Origin of the sequence: Stenotrophomonas sp., assembly GCF_035634915.1 — a bacterium.
Lineage (GTDB): Bacteria > Pseudomonadota > Gammaproteobacteria > Xanthomonadales > Xanthomonadaceae > Stenotrophomonas.
Window position 1 is genome coordinate 377,250 of the sequence record NZ_DASQCB010000018.1, and the last position, 14,873, is coordinate 392,122.

General features: G+C 68.3%; 15 protein-coding genes, 2 tRNA genes and 1 other RNA gene. 9 read left to right on the top strand and 9 right to left on the bottom strand.

The window, feature by feature from the left end:
* Genes VER16_RS14800 through VER16_RS14815 form a run of 4 tightly spaced genes read left to right on the top strand, consistent with a single transcriptional unit; the run spans position 1 to position 4,367 of the window.
* Positions 1-954 carry a MoxR family ATPase gene (locus tag VER16_RS14800; protein WP_324809414.1) on the top strand — a complete coding sequence of 318 codons (954 nt, stop codon included), beginning with the start codon at positions 1-3 and terminating at the stop codon, positions 952-954.
* Positions 951-1,901: a DUF58 domain-containing protein gene (locus VER16_RS14805; RefSeq protein WP_414716054.1), complete on the top strand. Its 951-nt coding sequence runs from the start codon at positions 951-953 to the stop codon at positions 1,899-1,901. Before VER16_RS14800 ends, VER16_RS14805 begins: the two co-directional genes overlap by 4 nt.
* On the top strand, positions 1,894-3,843 hold the full coding sequence (locus VER16_RS14810) for a DUF3488 and transglutaminase-like domain-containing protein (RefSeq protein WP_324809417.1): 1,950 nt from the start codon (positions 1,894-1,896) through the stop codon (positions 3,841-3,843). The genes VER16_RS14805 and VER16_RS14810 overlap by 8 nt, the downstream gene beginning before the upstream one ends.
* Complete coding sequence (locus VER16_RS14815; RefSeq protein ID WP_324809419.1) at positions 3,840-4,367, top strand: Slp family lipoprotein; 528 nt, start codon at positions 3,840-3,842, stop codon at positions 4,365-4,367. The genes VER16_RS14810 and VER16_RS14815 overlap by 4 nt, the downstream gene beginning before the upstream one ends.
* A gap of 123 nt (positions 4,368-4,490) precedes the next feature.
* Here the strand turns inward: VER16_RS14815 and VER16_RS14820 are convergent, their stop codons facing one another.
* The 4 genes from VER16_RS14820 to dnaX all read right to left on the bottom strand — a co-directional run bounded on the left by VER16_RS14820 (position 4,491) and on the right by dnaX (position 8,026).
* Positions 4,491-4,850: a histidine triad nucleotide-binding protein gene (locus tag VER16_RS14820; protein ID WP_324809421.1), complete on the bottom strand. Its 360-nt coding sequence runs from the start codon at positions 4,848-4,850 to the stop codon at positions 4,491-4,493.
* Positions 4,851-4,910: 60 nt separating this feature from the next.
* On the bottom strand, positions 4,911-5,510 hold the full coding sequence (gene recR, locus VER16_RS14825) for a recombination mediator RecR (RefSeq protein ID WP_324809423.1): 600 nt from the start codon (positions 5,508-5,510) through the stop codon (positions 4,911-4,913).
* Positions 5,511-5,650: 140 nt separating this feature from the next.
* Complete coding sequence (locus VER16_RS14830; RefSeq protein ID WP_005408298.1) at positions 5,651-5,971, bottom strand: YbaB/EbfC family nucleoid-associated protein; 321 nt, start codon at positions 5,969-5,971, stop codon at positions 5,651-5,653.
* Between the two features lie 6 nt (positions 5,972-5,977).
* Positions 5,978-8,026 carry a DNA polymerase III subunit gamma/tau gene (gene dnaX, locus VER16_RS14835; protein ID WP_324809588.1) on the bottom strand — a complete coding sequence of 683 codons (2,049 nt, stop codon included), beginning with the start codon at positions 8,024-8,026 and terminating at the stop codon, positions 5,978-5,980.
* A 145-nt stretch (positions 8,027-8,171) separates the two neighbouring features.
* Between dnaX and VER16_RS14840 the strand changes: the two genes are divergently transcribed.
* Together VER16_RS14840 and VER16_RS14845 are read left to right on the top strand one after the other, a co-directional pair.
* Positions 8,172-8,264 (top strand) — tRNA-Ser (locus VER16_RS14840).
* Between the two features lie 269 nt (positions 8,265-8,533).
* Positions 8,534-9,691 (top strand): DUF3667 domain-containing protein, encoded by a 1,158-nt coding sequence (locus tag VER16_RS14845; RefSeq protein ID WP_324809425.1) that lies wholly within the window; start codon positions 8,534-8,536, stop codon positions 9,689-9,691.
* 11 nt (positions 9,692-9,702) lie between these two features.
* On the opposite strand, the gene sugE is transcribed toward VER16_RS14845, so the two are convergent.
* Complete coding sequence (gene sugE, locus VER16_RS14850; RefSeq protein ID WP_324809427.1) at positions 9,703-10,020, bottom strand: quaternary ammonium compound efflux SMR transporter SugE; 318 nt, start codon at positions 10,018-10,020, stop codon at positions 9,703-9,705.
* Between the two features lie 301 nt (positions 10,021-10,321).
* Between sugE and ffs the strand changes: the two genes are divergently transcribed.
* An RNA gene (ffs, locus tag VER16_RS14855) (signal recognition particle sRNA small type) lies at positions 10,322-10,418 on the top strand.
* Positions 10,419-10,613: 195 nt separating this feature from the next.
* Here the strand turns inward: ffs and VER16_RS14865 are convergent.
* On the bottom strand, positions 10,614-11,381 hold the full coding sequence (locus VER16_RS14865; protein ID WP_324809429.1) for an MBL fold metallo-hydrolase: 768 nt from the start codon (positions 11,379-11,381) through the stop codon (positions 10,614-10,616).
* Positions 11,381-12,130: a 3-deoxy-D-manno-octulosonic acid kinase gene (locus tag VER16_RS14870; RefSeq protein WP_324809432.1), complete on the bottom strand. Its 750-nt coding sequence runs from the start codon at positions 12,128-12,130 to the stop codon at positions 11,381-11,383. The genes VER16_RS14865 and VER16_RS14870 overlap by 1 nt, the downstream gene beginning before the upstream one ends.
* A 20-nt stretch (positions 12,131-12,150) precedes the next feature.
* Between VER16_RS14870 and VER16_RS14875 the strand changes: the two genes are divergently transcribed.
* Positions 12,151-13,197, top strand: coding sequence for a glycosyltransferase family 9 protein (locus VER16_RS14875; RefSeq protein WP_324809433.1), 1,047 nt, complete (start codon positions 12,151-12,153; stop codon positions 13,195-13,197).
* Positions 13,198-13,243: 46 nt separating this feature from the next.
* Here VER16_RS14875 and VER16_RS14880 read toward each other — a convergent pair whose 3' ends face one another.
* The gene (locus tag VER16_RS14880; protein ID WP_324809435.1) at positions 13,244-13,648 is read right to left on the bottom strand and encodes a DUF6165 family protein; all 405 of its coding nucleotides are present in this window, start codon (positions 13,646-13,648) and stop codon (positions 13,244-13,246) included.
* 259 nt (positions 13,649-13,907) lie between these two features.
* Positions 13,908-13,998, bottom strand: a tRNA-Ser gene (locus VER16_RS14885).
* A gap of 166 nt (positions 13,999-14,164) precedes the next feature.
* Between VER16_RS14885 and VER16_RS14890 the strand changes: the two genes are divergently transcribed.
* On the top strand, positions 14,165-14,869 hold the full coding sequence (locus tag VER16_RS14890; RefSeq protein ID WP_324809437.1) for a PP2C family protein-serine/threonine phosphatase: 705 nt from the start codon (positions 14,165-14,167) through the stop codon (positions 14,867-14,869).
* Positions 14,870-14,873: the final 4 nt, after the last annotated feature.

Genomic DNA, 14,873 nt, shown 5'->3' on the forward strand with positions numbered 1-14,873 from the left:
ATGCCTGCTTCGTCCCCCATGCCCAGCATGCTAACCGATCAACTGCGCCAGGCCCTGCAGGAGGCACAGGATCAGGTCAATGCACTGGTGCTGGGCAAGGTGCCGGAAGTCAGGCTGGCTTTTGTCGCCCTGCTCTCCGGTGGCCATCTGCTCATCGAAGATCTGCCCGGCCTGGGCAAGACGACACTGGCGCATGCACTGGCCAGCAGCCTGGGCTTGAGCTTCCAGCGCGTGCAGTTCACCTCCGACCTGCTGCCGGCCGATGTGCTGGGCGTGTCGGTCTACGACGCCGGCACCCGCCAGTTCCAGTTCCATCCCGGACCGGTGTTCTCGCATGTGCTGCTGGCCGACGAGATCAACCGCGCACCACCGCGCACCCAGAGCGCGCTGCTGGAAGCGATGGCCGAACAGCAGGTGACCCTCGACGGGCAGACCCATCCCCTGCCCGATCCGTTCTTTGTCATCGCCACGCAGAATCCGGTCGATCTCTCGGGTACCTTCCCGCTGCCCGATTCGCAGCTGGACCGCTTCCTGCTGCGGCTGGCGATGGGCTACCCGAGCCCGCAGGCCGAACGCGAGCTGCTGCGTGGCACCGACCGTCGCGACCTGATCGCGCGCGCGGTGCCGCAGCTGGATGACAACCAGGTGCGCCAGCTGCGCGAGGCGGTGGGCCAGATCCACGCCAGCGACGCGCTGGTGGACTACGTGCAGGCCCTGCTGACCCGCAGCCGCCAGCATGCCGGCGTGCGCGTGGGCCTGTCGCCGCGTGCAGGCCTGGCACTGCTGCGCGCCGCCAAGGCACATGCGCTGCTGCTCGGCCGCAGCCACGTGGTACCTGAAGATGTGCAGACCCTGTTCGTCGCCGTGGCCGGCCACCGCCTGGTGGGCGAGTCCGAATCGAGCACGGGGCCGGCGCTGGCGCGCGCCATCCTGCAGACCGTCGCGGTGGATTGAGGATGGCCGCACGCGGCTCACGCCTGCTGCGCCTGGCACGCCCGCGCAGGCCAGAAGCACTGCCGCAGCGGCTCGACCGGCGGCGCATCTATGTCCTGCCCACGCGCTTCGGGCTGTTCGTGGCCGTGCTGCTGTCGGCAATGCTGCTGGGAGCGCTGAACTACAACAACAACCCGGCCATGCTGCTGGCGTTGCTGCTGGCGGCGGCGGCCATCGCCAGCGCCATCGCCGCGCACCTGCAGCTGTCCGGCGTACAGATCGACGCCATCTCGGCCGAACCGGTGCCCGCCGGTCAAACGCTGCGCCTGCGCGTGGATCTGTCGCTGCGCGATCCGCGGCCGCGCCACGGCCTGGAACTGCAGATCGGTGACAGCCAGGCGTGGACCGATCTTGCCGCACAGGGCCGCGCTGAAGCGGAACTGGATGTCCCTACTGAACGCCGCGGCTGGCTGGACCTGCCACGCATCCGCCTGTCCAGCACACAGCCGCTGGGCCTGGTGCGCGCCTGGTCCTGGGTGTGGCCGGAACAACCGCTGCTGGTCCACCCGGTGGCTGAAGCCCTGGCGCCACCACTGCCCGAACAGGGCAGCGACCCGCTGCACACCCGCGCCCACGCCAGCGGCGAGGAACTGCACCAGCTGCGCCCCTACCGCGCGGGCGACCCGCCGCGCAGCATCGCCTGGAAGCACTCCGCGCGCCGCGACACGCTGCTGGTACGCGAATACGAGAAGCCGGTCGGCATCGAAGTGCTGCTGGACTGGCGCACGCTGCCGACCCTGCCGCCGGAAGCACGCATCTCGCGCCTGGCGCGCTGGGTCGACACCGCCGAGCGTGAAGGCCGGCGCTACACCCTGCTGCTGCCCGGCCAACCCGCGCTCGGCCCCGGCCAGGGCACCAGCCACCATCATGCGTGCCTGCGCGCGCTGGCGCTGATGCCCCATGACTGAGCCCGCCCTGCTGCTGGACCGCAACGCACGCGGCTGGACTCTGGCCAGCGCCGCGCTGGCGCTGCTGCCGTTGCTGCTGCAGCTGCCCGGTCCGCTGGCCGCACTGATCGCCGTGGCCGGCCTGGCGACGGCGGCCCTGTCGCAGCGCCGCGTGCTGCCGATGCCGGTGCGCCTGCTGCTGGTGCTGGCCATGCTGGGCACCATCGTCTGGCAGATGGGGGCGGTGCGGCCCGGCCGGGACACCGGCTGCGCACTGCTGGCGGCCATGCTGGCGATCAAATCCAGCGAACTGCGCAGCGTGCGCGATGCCCGCAGCCTGCTGGGCTTTGCCCTGTTCGCGCCATTTGCCGCCTTCCTGCTCGACCAGGGACCGCTGACCACCCTGCTGGCCGCGTTGGCCGGCAGCAGCGCCCTGCTTGCCCTGCAGCGGCTGGCCCACAACGAAGGGCGCAGCGCGCCGCTTCCGCTGGCCGGCCAGGTGCGTGGCGTTGGCCGCCTGCTGTTGATCGGCCTGCCGCTGGCGCTGGCCTGCTTCTGGCTGTTCCCGCGGCTGGCCACGCCCCTGTGGGGCGTACCCGAGCGGGCAGTCGGCACACCCGGGCTGTCCGATTCGATGGAGCCGGACCAGTGGCTGGACCTGATGGCCGATGACACCCCGGCCCTGCGCGTGCAGTTCTTCGGTGCCGTCCCCGAGCCGGCGCAGCGCTACTGGCGCGGGCCGGTGCTGACCCGCTTCGATGGCCACGTCTGGACGCGTGACCGCGACGGCGACCGCCGGCCACCGCCACAGGTGGCCCACGAAGGCCAGGGTTGGGACTACCAGATCGACTACGAGCCCACCGACCGCCGCCTGCTGGTGGCGCTGGACCTGCCGACCGCCGCCCCCGATGGCACCTGGCTCAATGCCGAAATGAGCCTGGCCAGCCAGCGCAACCTGTCCGCGCTGACGCGCTGGCGCCTGCACTCGGCGCCCGCGACACGCTTCGATACCGGGCTGTCGCCCTACCAGCGCCGGGCGGCGCTGCAGCTGCCGGCCAACTTCAACCCGCGCACTGCGGCGCTGGCCCAGCAGTGGCGGCAGGAAGCGGGCAGCGACGATGCAGCCCTGGTCCGCCGCGCACTGGCCTGGATCACCGCTGATTTCTCCTACACGCTGGACACGCCGCCGGCCGGGCGCGACCCGGTGGATGCGTTTCTGTTCGACTACAAAGCCGGCTTCTGCCAGCACTTCAGCTCGGCCTTCGTGGTGCTGATGCGCAATGCCGGCATTCCCGCGCGCGTGGTGACCGGCTTTGCCGGCGGCAGCCGCAACCGGCTGGGCGACTACTGGGTGGTGCGACGCATGGACGCCCATGCCTGGGCCGAAGTCTGGCTGCCCCAGCGTGGCTGGGTGCGGGTGGACCCGACCGCTGCGGTAGCGCCCGAACGCATCCTGGATACGCTGGAAGACCGGCTGCCGGCCGGCGGTGACCTCGACCTGCAGCAGCGCTGGCTGCAGGCCGGGCAGATCGGCGACTGGCTGCGCCGTGGCTGGAACGACCTGGTGCTGTCCTTCGACGCGCGTCGCCAGCAGCAAATGCTGCAGCCGCTGGGCCTGGATGATCTGGGGCCGCGCCAGCTGCTGGCTGGCTTCGCGGCCACCGCCGCCCTGGCACTGGGCTGGATGGCCTGGTTGCTGGCGCGCGGCGAACGCGAGCGCGACCCGCTGCTGCGCGCCTGGCACCATCTGGGCCGCCGCTATGCCCGGCTGGGCCTGGGCCGCGAACCGCACGAGCCCGCCCTGGCCTGGGCCCAGCGGGTGCATGCCCGGCGCCCCGATCCGGGCCTCATCGCGCTCAGCCAGCGTTTCGCTGAAGCGCGCTACGCTGGCACTCGTACCGAGCTCGCCCCATTATTGCGGGACCTGCGCAGGCATCGCCCGTCTTCCGGAGCTACTTCATGAACACCAAGTTCCTTCTCACCGCCGTGGCCGCCCTGGCCCTGTCGGCCTGCGCGACGGCCCCCAAGCCGCTGCAGGGTCAGTTCAGCGTGGTTTCCCCGCGCGACTCGGTTGCCACCCAGCAGGTCGGCACCCCCGTTCGCTGGGGCGGCCGCATCATCGAGACGCAGCCCGGCCAGGGCGAGACCTGCTTCCAGATCATCTCGCGCCCGCTCAATGGCAGTGGCCGCCCGAACACGACCTCGTCCGACGCCAGCGATGGCCGCTTCATCGCCTGCCGCGCCGGCTTCTATGACCCGGCCGTGTTCGAAGCCGGTCGTGACGTGACCTTCATCGGCAAGATCGATGGTTATGCCAACACCCGCATCGGCGAATACGACTATCGCCTGCCCAAACTGGCCGCCGACGTCATCTACCTGTGGCCGGAACAGCGCCAGGTCGATGTGGTGCCCTACCCGTATGGCCCGTGGGGCCCGGGTCCGTGGGGCCCGTACTGGGGCGGTTACCGCGGTTGGGGCTGGTGGTAAGCCCGCTACGGTTGTCGTGACGCAGAAGGCCGCCCTCGGGCGGCCTTCTTGTTGGTGCGCCATCCACGCATGGCGTGGATCTACTGGCGACGGCCATCCACGCATGGCGTGGATGCCGTTGCCTCAATGCCCCGGCGTACCGAAATGCCCCAGCGGCGCACCGGCCAGCAGGTGCATGTGGATATGGAAGACAGTCTGCCCGGCGTGCTCGCGGCAGTTCATCACGATGCGGTAGCCATCCTCGGCAAAACCCTCGCTGCGTGCATACGCCGCTGCGGCCAAGGCCAGCTTGCCGATCAGGTGCGCCTGCGACGGCTGCAGATCGTCCAGGGTCGGGATGACTTCGTTCTTCGGAATGAACAACACGTGCACCGGCGCCTGCGGTGCGATGTCCTTGAAGCCCAGCACCTCGTCATCCTCGTAGACGATGGTGGCCGGGATCTCGCGACGGATGATCTTGCTGAAGAGGGTTTCGGTGCTCATGGTCGGCCTCGGCGGGGTGTCTTCCGCATTGTAGGCCGGCCACAACGCGCTGGACTGCGATCAGTCGCGGAATTCGCTGCGCGTGCCGAAGGCGTGTGACAGCGTGCCGCGATCAACGTACTCCAGCTCGCCACCCAGTGGCAGGCCCTGCGCCAGGCGGCTGGGCTGCACCTTGCGGGCACGCGCCAGCTGGGCCAGGTAGTGTGCGGTCGCTTCGCCTTCCACGGTGGCGCTGGTGGCGATGATCAGTTCCTGCACTTCGCCCTGCGCCAGCCGCTGTTCCAGCTGTTCCAGCCCCAGCTCACGCGGGCCGATGCCATCGAGCGGCGACAACCGGCCCTGCAGCACGAAGTAGACGCCACGGAAACCGGTGGCGTTCTCGATGGCCAGGCGGTCAGCCGGTGATTCGACCACGCACAGCTGGCTGCGCTCGCGGCTGTTGTTGGCACAGGTCGGGCACAGCTCGCTTTCACTGAAATCGCGGCACTGCGCGCAATGGCCGATACGTTCAACCGCCAGTGCCAACGCTTCGGCCAGGCGCTGCCCGCCTTCGCGCTCGCGCTCAAGCAGGTGGTAGGCCATGCGCTGGGCGGTCTTCTGGCCGACGCCAGGCAGCACCCGCAGTGCATCGATCAATTGTTCAAGCAGGGGTGCGGACACGGCGGCAGGCTTTCATTGCGTCGAGCACGCTCGACGGCTGTGTGTAGAGTCGAGCCATGCTCGACTGAAGGTTGAAGCAGCCGAGCAAGCTCGACTCTACGCGGCCGATGGCACCCGACAACCGGGTGCCATACCCGCCATCAGAACGGCAGCTTCATGCCCGGCGGCAGCTGCATGCCGGCGGTGGCCGAACCCATCTTCGACTTCGACTCGGCGTCGATCTTGTTCGACGCATCGTTGAAGGCGGCGGCGATCAGGTCTTCCAGCATTTCCGGGTCGCTGGTCAGCGACGGGTCGATGCGCACCTTGCGGCATTCCTTGGCGCCGGTCAGGGTCACGCTGACCATACCGCCACCGGCGCTGCCGGTGACTTCAATCTTTGCGATTTCTTCCTGGGCCTTCTGCAGGTTTTCCTGCATCTTCTGGGCCTGCTGCATCAGTTGGGCGATGTTGCCGCGCATAGTGTCTTACTCGTCAAAAGAACGGATGGAATCGGAAACAACCCGGGCGCCATGCTGCTGGATCAGCAGCTGCACTTCCGGATCGTCCATGAAAATGGCCTCGGCGGCCTGTTGCCGCTCGCCACGCTGGCGGTCGGCACGCTGGTGCAGGGTCTCGGCCGGGACCTGCTCGGTTTCCACGGTCTCGACCACGATCCTCGGCGCCTGGCCCAGGGCCTTTTCCAGCATGTCGCCCAGGGCGGACAGCGCGCGCTCGGAACGCAGGTACTCAAATCCGGGCGAAAGACCCAGTTTCAAGGTACCCCCCTGGCAGCTGATGAAGGCCGCGTTGGCCGCCAGCTGCCGCGAAGGGCCGCTCAGGCCGCTGTTGGCTACCAGGTCCAGCCAGTCTTCGGCGCTGGCCAGGTCGGAGATGCTGCCCTGATCCGCGGTCGGCACCGGCGTTGCCACCGGCGCGGCCGGGGCGATCTCGATGCCCTCGGCATGGAATGGGCGCTCCGGTTCGGCGGCCACCGCAACCGGGGCCGGCGGCTCCTGCCACGGGGCGACCATGGCCGCCTCCGGCGTCGCCATCACGGCCGGCACGTCCATTTCCGCCGCCAGCGCCTGATCTCGCGCCTCGGCTTCGTCAGTGGCCCATGGCGGCAGATCATCCGCGGCGGCCACCTGCGGCGCCGCTTCGGCCTTCACCGGCGGCGGCGACACGGGTTCTTCCACCGGAACCGGTTCAGGCTCCGGCGTCGGCTCCGGTTGCGGGGCCGGCTCAGGTTCGGGTTCGGGCTCGCGCGGCGCGGCCTGCATCGGGGTCGCCCCCCCGGCAGTTGCCTTCGGGGTCGCGGCTGCAGCCGCAGGCGCGGCGTCCCGGTCGCCGGCACCGGCATGGCCACCGCCGGCTTTGCCGCCTGCAGCGCCACCACCCACCGCACCATCGACCGACTTCGGCACCGGCGGCACCGCCGCGGCCGGGCGGAACGCCAGCATGCGCAGCACCGCCATCTCGAAGCCGGCACGCGGGCTCGGCGCCAGCGGCAGGTCGCGACGGCCGTTGAGGGCCATCTGGTACCAGAGCTGCACCACTTCCGCGCGCAGGCGCTCGGCGAATACCGCTGCATCCAGGCCGTCGACCGGGGCAGCGACGCCGGGCACCAGCTGCTGCACCTGGATGCGGTGCAGGCCTTCGGCCAGCGCTTCCAGCACGCCACTCCAGTCCGGCGAGAACTCGGCCAGCGCGGCCACCACCTGCAACAGGCGCGGGCCATCGCCCTCGGCCAGTGCATCGAGCATGGCTGCGACCTGGGTACGGTCGACCGTGCCCAGCATGGTGCGCACCACGTCCTCGCGCAGCGCGCCGCCGGCATAGGCGATCGCCTGGTCCAGCAGCGACAGACCGTCGCGCAGGCTGCCGTCGGCGGCCTTGGCCAGCTGCACGATGGCGCTGCCATCGGCCTCGATCTCTTCGGCAGCGAGGATACGGGTCATCTGCCCCTGGATCTGGTCCTCGTCCAGGCGCTTGAGGTTGAACTGCAGGCAGCGGCTGAGCACGGTGACCGGCAGCTTCTGCGGGTCGGTGGTGGCCAGCAGGAACTTCACGTGCTCCGGCGGTTCTTCCAACGTCTTCAGCAGCGCGTTGAACGCCGCCTTGGAAAGCATGTGCACTTCGTCGATCAGGTAGACCTTGTACTTGCCGCGCGAGGGCATGTACTGCGCGTTCTCGATCACCTCGCGCACGTCATCCACGCCGGTGTTGGACGCGGCATCGATTTCCAGCAGGTCGATGTAGCGGCCGGCGTCGATGTCCAGGCAGGCCGCACACTGGCCGCAGGGGTCAGCGCTGGTGCCCTGCTCGCAGTTCAGCGACTTGGCGAAGATGCGCGCGATGGTGGTCTTGCCCACGCCGCGTGTGCCGGTGAACAGGAACGCGTGGTGGACCCGGCCGCTGTCCAGCGCATTGCTGAGCGCACGGACCACGTGTTCCTGGCCCACCAGCTCGGCAAAACGCTTCGGACGCCACTTGCGGGCAAGCACGAGATAGGACATCAGGCCACCGTCTTCCATCGGATGTTCCATTGTGCCATGCCTGTCCAGCCCCCTCGCCCCTGACAGGCCCACTGCACATCGCTGACTGGGGGTGCTTGTGCATGGCCGCGCCGCCCGCTAGAATCTGCGCCCCTGCTGAGGCGTTTGCCGATGGCAGGGATCCGGAGAGGTGTCCGAGTGGTTGAAGGAGCACGCCTGGAAAGTGTGTAAGCGTCTAAACCGCGCTTCGGGGGTTCGAATCCCCCTCTCTCCGCCAGATAAATAAAAAAGGCCGCCCTTCGGGTGGCCTTTTTTATTTATCTGGCGCGGGACGCGAAGTGCGCTTTGCGCGCTTCGCCCATGCGTTGCTGCGCAACGTTCGGGCCCCTCCCTTTGCCTGCCTCTGCCCGGAAGGATCAGTAGATCCACGCCATGGGTGGATGAGACGCCCTGCGCACCCACAAAACACCCCCGACCCAAAAGCTGAACGAAACCTGAAAAATCGCTATCGTAGTCGCCTTCACTCTACGCACGGCCCTTTGCCCGATGAGTTCGATCGACAGCGTTCACGCTTCCCTGCCCGACGCCGATTCCACCGCGCAGGCCGCCTGCGAGAACTGCAACGCCGTCCTGCAGGGCCACTACTGCCATCACTGCGGGCAGTCCGCGCACAACCCGCTCAAGCATGTCGGCCACGCGATCGAGGAAGTGTTCGAATCGTTCTGGCACCTGGACGGGCGCATCTTCCGCACGCTGCGCGACCTGTGGGTGCCTGGCCGCATTGCGCTGAACTATCTCAAGGGCCGCCGGGTGGGCTACGTGCAGCCGCTGCGGCTGTTCGTCATCCTCACCCTGTTCACCTTCTTCATCGGCAAGATGTTCGTCCACGTCGACGACTTCAGCGTGGGCGCCAGCGGCAACTCGCTGTTCGGCAAGGCCACCACCGCCGAACAGGTTGAAGCAGTCCGCGCGCAGCAGATGGCACTGATCGACCAGCAGGCCAGCACGACCAATGCCGGCAGCCCCGGCTTTGCCATTGCCCGGGCTGCCGTCAATGCCGCCGCTGCGCAGCGCAACGCCGAACTCGGCACGCCCGCCGATGCCGCCGATGCCGCCGCGCAACCGGCCGACGACGACCACGGCACGTTCTTCAACTACACCATCAACGGCAAGCCCTGGGATGCGGATACCAATCCCCTCGTGCTCGCCGGCCTGCCGCAGTTCGCCAACCACTGGCTCAACCGGCGCCTGCAGAACGGCAATGCCAACATCCAGCGCATGGGCGGCAAGACCGACCTCTACATGCAGGCCATTCTGACCGCCCTGCCCGGCGCGCTGTTCTTCCTGATGCCGGTGTTCGCGCTGGTCCTGCGCATCGCCTACATCCCGCGCGCGATGGGCTACCTGGAACACCTGGTCGTTGCGCTGTACAGCCACTGCTGGCTGATGATGGTGGTGCTGGCTACCTTCCTGGTCGCCAGCATCGGCCATGCGCTTGCTTCCCCGGCGTTCGCCACGCTGGGCCTATGGATGACGGCACTGCTGTGGCTGGCGGTGCCTGTCTACCTGCTGTGGATGCAGCAGCGCGTGTACGGCGGCAACAAGCTGCTGACCGTGCTGCGCTACACCCTCATCGGCGGCGTCTACTTCTTCCTGGTAAACGCCGTGGTGATGTATGCGGTGCTGGCAGGCATCTCCGCCTGATCGCCGCAGGATCAGCTGCTGGAGAGCTTCATCAGCACCAACCCGCTGACGATCAGCACCGCCGCGCCGATGCGCATCGGGCTCACCTGCTCACCCAGGAACACGATGCCGACCACGAAGGCGCCGACCGCGCCGATGCCGGTCCAGATCGTGTAGGCCGTGCCCAGCGGCAGGCTGCGCATGGCCAGGGCCAGCAGCCAGAAGCTGGCAACCATGCCGACGACGGTGACCACGGTGGGGGTAAGCCTGCTGAAGCCTTCGGACTGCTTCATGGCCACGGCCCAGACGATTTCCAGCAGGCCGGCGAACAACAGATGGATCCAGGCCATGACGGCCCTCCTCTTGGTAGGGCCAGGCCGTCCTGGTCATTGATTCCCGATGCGGGGGAGGTCGTTCCTCCTGCGGCCGCATTCTAGCAACGGGGACGTGTGCCGCCCGCGCTGACTGTCCTCGGGTTACAGCCGATTCATCGCGCGGAAGCTGGCGTCGATGCCCACGCGTGCGCTAGAATGCGCGCCTGCCATCGGCCAGCCGATGCGCAGTCCGGCTGTGGTCTCTGGCGCATCGCGCGCTGCTTCCCCTGATCCGCGAACAGGCCGCCCTTGGGCGGCCAACGTCTCTATGGTGGCCCCGTCGGCCCCTCGCGACGCTAGGTCGAAAATCCCGCCAGGGCCGGAAGGCAGCAACGGTATCGATCGACGCGGGCGCCGAGGTCAGCCGGCGGGGCCACCGCCTTTTCAGGCCCTGCCCCGCCCTGGTAGCTGCCAACCTTGGTTGGCGCCCTTCGCCGGGCATGGCCCGGCGCTACCGACGCGCTACCTTCGACGCGCACGATCACCGCGCACCTGCGGGGTGTGCAGCGCGCGCTCCAGATGTTCCAGTTCGGCCGCCAGCGCCGCGTCGGCAGGCTGGCCAGTGGTGTTCACGGCGGATCCTGCGCCAGCACGTGTGGTGCGGTCGGCGTCGCCAGCGCCACGCACTGCCCCGGCTGCGCGACCCGGTGTCCGCGCGCGGCCAGCGCCTGGCCATCGGCCGCACTGGCGTAGTGGTAGAGCATCATCCGCGACTGCAGCTCGGCGCTGTACTCGCGCTCCAGGTCATCCACGCCGGTATGCGACGGATTGCCATGCAGGCCACAGTCGTGGGCGATCAGTTCGTTGTCATTGGCAAAGCGCGCCAGCATCTCCGGGATCGGCCGGGTATCGCCACTCCAGGTAAGCGCGCCCTGCAGGCGCAGCCCATAGGCGGTCTCCGGCCAGTGGTGGCGCGCCGGGAACACCTCCAGGCGCACGCCCTCGTGCCAGAACGCGTCGCCCACCACGATCAGCTGGAACGCATCCCAGAAGTTGGCGCCGCCCTCGGCCAGCACGTTGGGGTAGTCACCCACGCGCTTGTGCAGCAGCGGCACCACGGTGGCGGGCACGTACAGGCGCACCTTGCCGCGCCGGTGCGTGCTGAAGAAGGTATCCACGAACAGCCGCTCGAAGCCGGCGACATGATCCAGGTGCACGTGGGTGACAAACAGCGCCTGCGGCAGGTGCCCGTAGTGCGCCTTGAACGCGGTCAGCCCTTCGCCGCCGCAATCGATGGTCAACCACGGCCGGCCATCACGCTCGATCACCGACATGGGCGAGCCCAGCTCGACCGCCGACGCGTTGCCGACGCCGAGGAAACGCAATGACCAGCCCATCAGGTGCCCCGGTTCCAGGCCATGTCGTAGGCGCGACGCAGCCGCGCATAGTCTTTTTCCACGTCTTCTACGCTGCGCTCGCCGCGCAGCTTGATCAGCGAACGCAGCAGGCGCTTGAGGTTGCGCTCGCGCCAGGCAGTGGCCGGGATGCGGATCACCCCGCGGTCGAAGTCGATCAGCCAGCCATGGCCGTTGCCATCGAACAGGATGTTGTGGGCGTTGAGGTCGGCGTGGTCCAGGCCGGCGCGATGGAAGCGCGCGATCAGCCGGCCCGCCTCTTCCCACGGCGCGCCGCGGCCGGCCACCAGCGCGCGGTCGGCCAGCGAGCGCACGCCTTCGATGCGTTCCATCAGGATGGCCGCGCGGTAGCGCATGCCTTCCCGCATGTAGAAGGCCGCGACCGGCCGTGGCACCGGCAGCTTCTGCGCGCGCAGGGCCCGCATCAGGCGGAATTCGGCAAAACTGCGGGTGCGGTCCGCGCCGCGCCAGATGTACTGGTCCCGGCTCAACCTGGCCGCCAGGCCGCCGCGCAGGTAGTGGCGCAGCACGCCGGGGCCGAACGACGCATCGACAAACCAGGCACTGCCCCGCCCGCCTTCACCCACCGGCCGGGCCTTGCTGCCCCAGTGCTGGGGCGAGAACAGGCCAACCTCGGCTTGCCGCAGCCGCTCGCGGTCGAACAGAATGGCCCCGATGCCGCGACCCTCGCGGCATGGCGTCAGCGCTTCATTGGCGTCAAATACGACCATTCCATTGAGTCTAACAACACATGGCATCAGCGTCCTCATCCTTGTGCCTCCTGCGCCTGTCTGCCCTGGGGGATGTCACCCACGTGGTTCCCCTGGTACGCACCCTGCAGGCTGCGCGCCCGGACACGCCGATCCACTGGATCATCGACAAGGCTGGCCACAAGCTGCTGGATGGCCTGCCTGGCGTGGTCTTCCATGCGTACGACAAGAAGACCGGCATGGCCGGGGTCAAGGAACTGCGCAGGCAGCTGCCGCCGGGGCGCTTCGAGGCGCTGCTGCAGATGCAGGTCGCCTTCCGCGCGAACCTGCTGTCGGCCTTCATCCCGGCCGAGCGCCGCATCGGCTATGACCGCAGCCGCTCCAAGGATCTGCATGGGTTGTTCATCAACGAGCGCATCCCCGATCGCCCGGGCATCCATGTGCTTGATGCCATCGGCAGCTTCTGCGAGCCGCTGGGCCTGCGCCAGACCGAGGTGAGCTGGGATCTGGCGGTGCCGCCGTCGGCCTTCGAGTGGGCCGCTGCGCAGTGGCCCGATGATGGCCGCCCCGTGCTGATGATCTCGCCGTGTTCGAGCCACGTCATGCGCAACTGGTATGCCGACCGCTACGCGGCGGTGGCCAACCATGCCAGCGCACGTGGCTGGCAGGTGGTGCTGTGTGGTGGCCGCAGCGAACTGGAACGCAGCATGGCCGATGCCATCCTCACCCAGCTGACCACCCCGGCCCTGGACCTGGTGGGCAGGGACACCCTGAAGCAGCTGCCGGCCCTGCTGGCCCGGGCCAACCTGGTGATGACCCCCGATTCGGGCCCGATGCACATCGCCAACGCGATGGGCGCCAAGGTGCTGGGCCTGCATGCCGCCAGCAACCCGCATCGCAGCGGTCCGTACTCCGACCGGCGCTACTGCGTGGACCGCTACGACGATGCCGCGCGCAAGTACCTGGGCAAGCAGGCGGCCGACCTCAAGTGGGGCACCAAGATCGAGTTCGACGACGTGATGGAACTGATCACCGTCGAAGACGGCATCGCCGCCTTCGAGCGCTACGTGGCCGACCATCTGGGCTGACAGGCGGACGGGCCCAGCCACGCCTGGCGTGGCGCTACCTTCAGGATTACGCGCGGGGAGCGTAATCCTGGTACGACTTCTCTTCCACGTACGCCGAGCCCAGCGCCAGGTTGATGGCCTTCTTGATGCGCGCGCGCTCGTCGTTGCGCAGATAGACACTGCGGGCCAGTTCGACGAAGGCCTGGTCGAAGGCCTGCGCCTTCTCCTTCAGGCGGACCTCGTCCTCGATGTCCCACAGCTGCTCGTTGACCGCCTTCAGGTCCGCACGCAGCCTGGCGATGTCCTTTACCGCCGCCGGGTGCCCCATCCAGGTGGTATCCAGCGCGGACAGCTCGCGGCGCACATTGGCCAGCTTGCCTTCATCGCTGATGCGCTCGGACTTGATCTGCAGGATCGAGATCTTGTCCAGCAGCTCGCCAAAGGAAACAGGCACGAGGATTTCAGCGGTCATGGCAGCGCTCCAGCAATTGATGCGCACATGGTAACCGCAGCGAAGACGCTGTTCCCGCGTGACAGCAACCCGATGGCGCGTCGGGTGGAACAAGCCCCTCTGTTGAGGGGCTGCCCCGACAGGGGCGGGGAGAGGCAGGCAGAGGGAGGGGCCCATGCGTTGCGCAGCAACGCATGGGGCGAGGCGCGCAAAGCGCGCATCGCATCCCGCGCCAGATAAATAAAAAAGGCTGCCCTTTGGGCAGCCTTTTTTATTTATCTGGCGGAGAGGGGGGGATTCGAACCCCCGAGGCGCTATAAACGCCTGCCTGATTTCGAGTCAGGTACATTCAACCGCTCTGCCACCTCTCCAGGTGATCCCCGGCGAACCGGGGACGCGCATCATACGAGGAAGCGCGACAGACCACAAGCCATTGCGGCCCATCATGTGAAAAATTTCTGACTGAACGCCTTGCCGGATGTCCGCTTGGCCGTGATGATGCCGTTCTCCCCGGCATGACCCCGCCCAGCAACCACCATGATCGAATTCGGACACCTCACCCACCCTGGCCTGCGCCGCGAGCTCAACGAGGACACCTACTACGGTGACAGCGAGCTGGCCCTGTGGCTGGTGGCCGACGGCATGGGCGGGCACGCCTGCGGCGAGGTGGCCAGCGCCCTGGCGCGCGAGACCATCGTCCGCGAGATCCGCCGCGGCGCGCCGCTGGCCACCGCCATCCGCACCGCCGACGAAGAGATCATCCGTGCCTCGCAGCGGCGCAACGACACCCTGCCGATGGGCACCACCGTGGTCGCCGCGCGGGTGCAGGGCAACCGCTATGAGGTGGCCTGGGTGGGCGACAGCCGTGCCTACATGTGGCGCGACGGCCAGCTGGCCCAGCTCAGCCAGGACCACAGCGTGGTGCAGGAACTGGTGGCGCAGGGCAACCTGACCGCCGAACAGGCCCGTGCCCACCCGCACCGCAATGTGGTGACCCAGGCCCTGGGCGTCACCGACCCCAACCATCTGAACGTGGCCACCACCAGTGGCGAACTGCGCCCGGGCATGCAGCTGCTGCTGTGCAGTGACGGCCTGACCGAAGAAGTCGACGACCGCGACATCGCCCGCACCCTCGCCTACGACGACGCCAGCGCGCAGGAATGCGTGGACAGCCTGGTCGCCTCGGCCCTCGACGGCGGCGGATCGGACAACATCACCGTCATTCTCGTGCGCTGCCATTAACCCG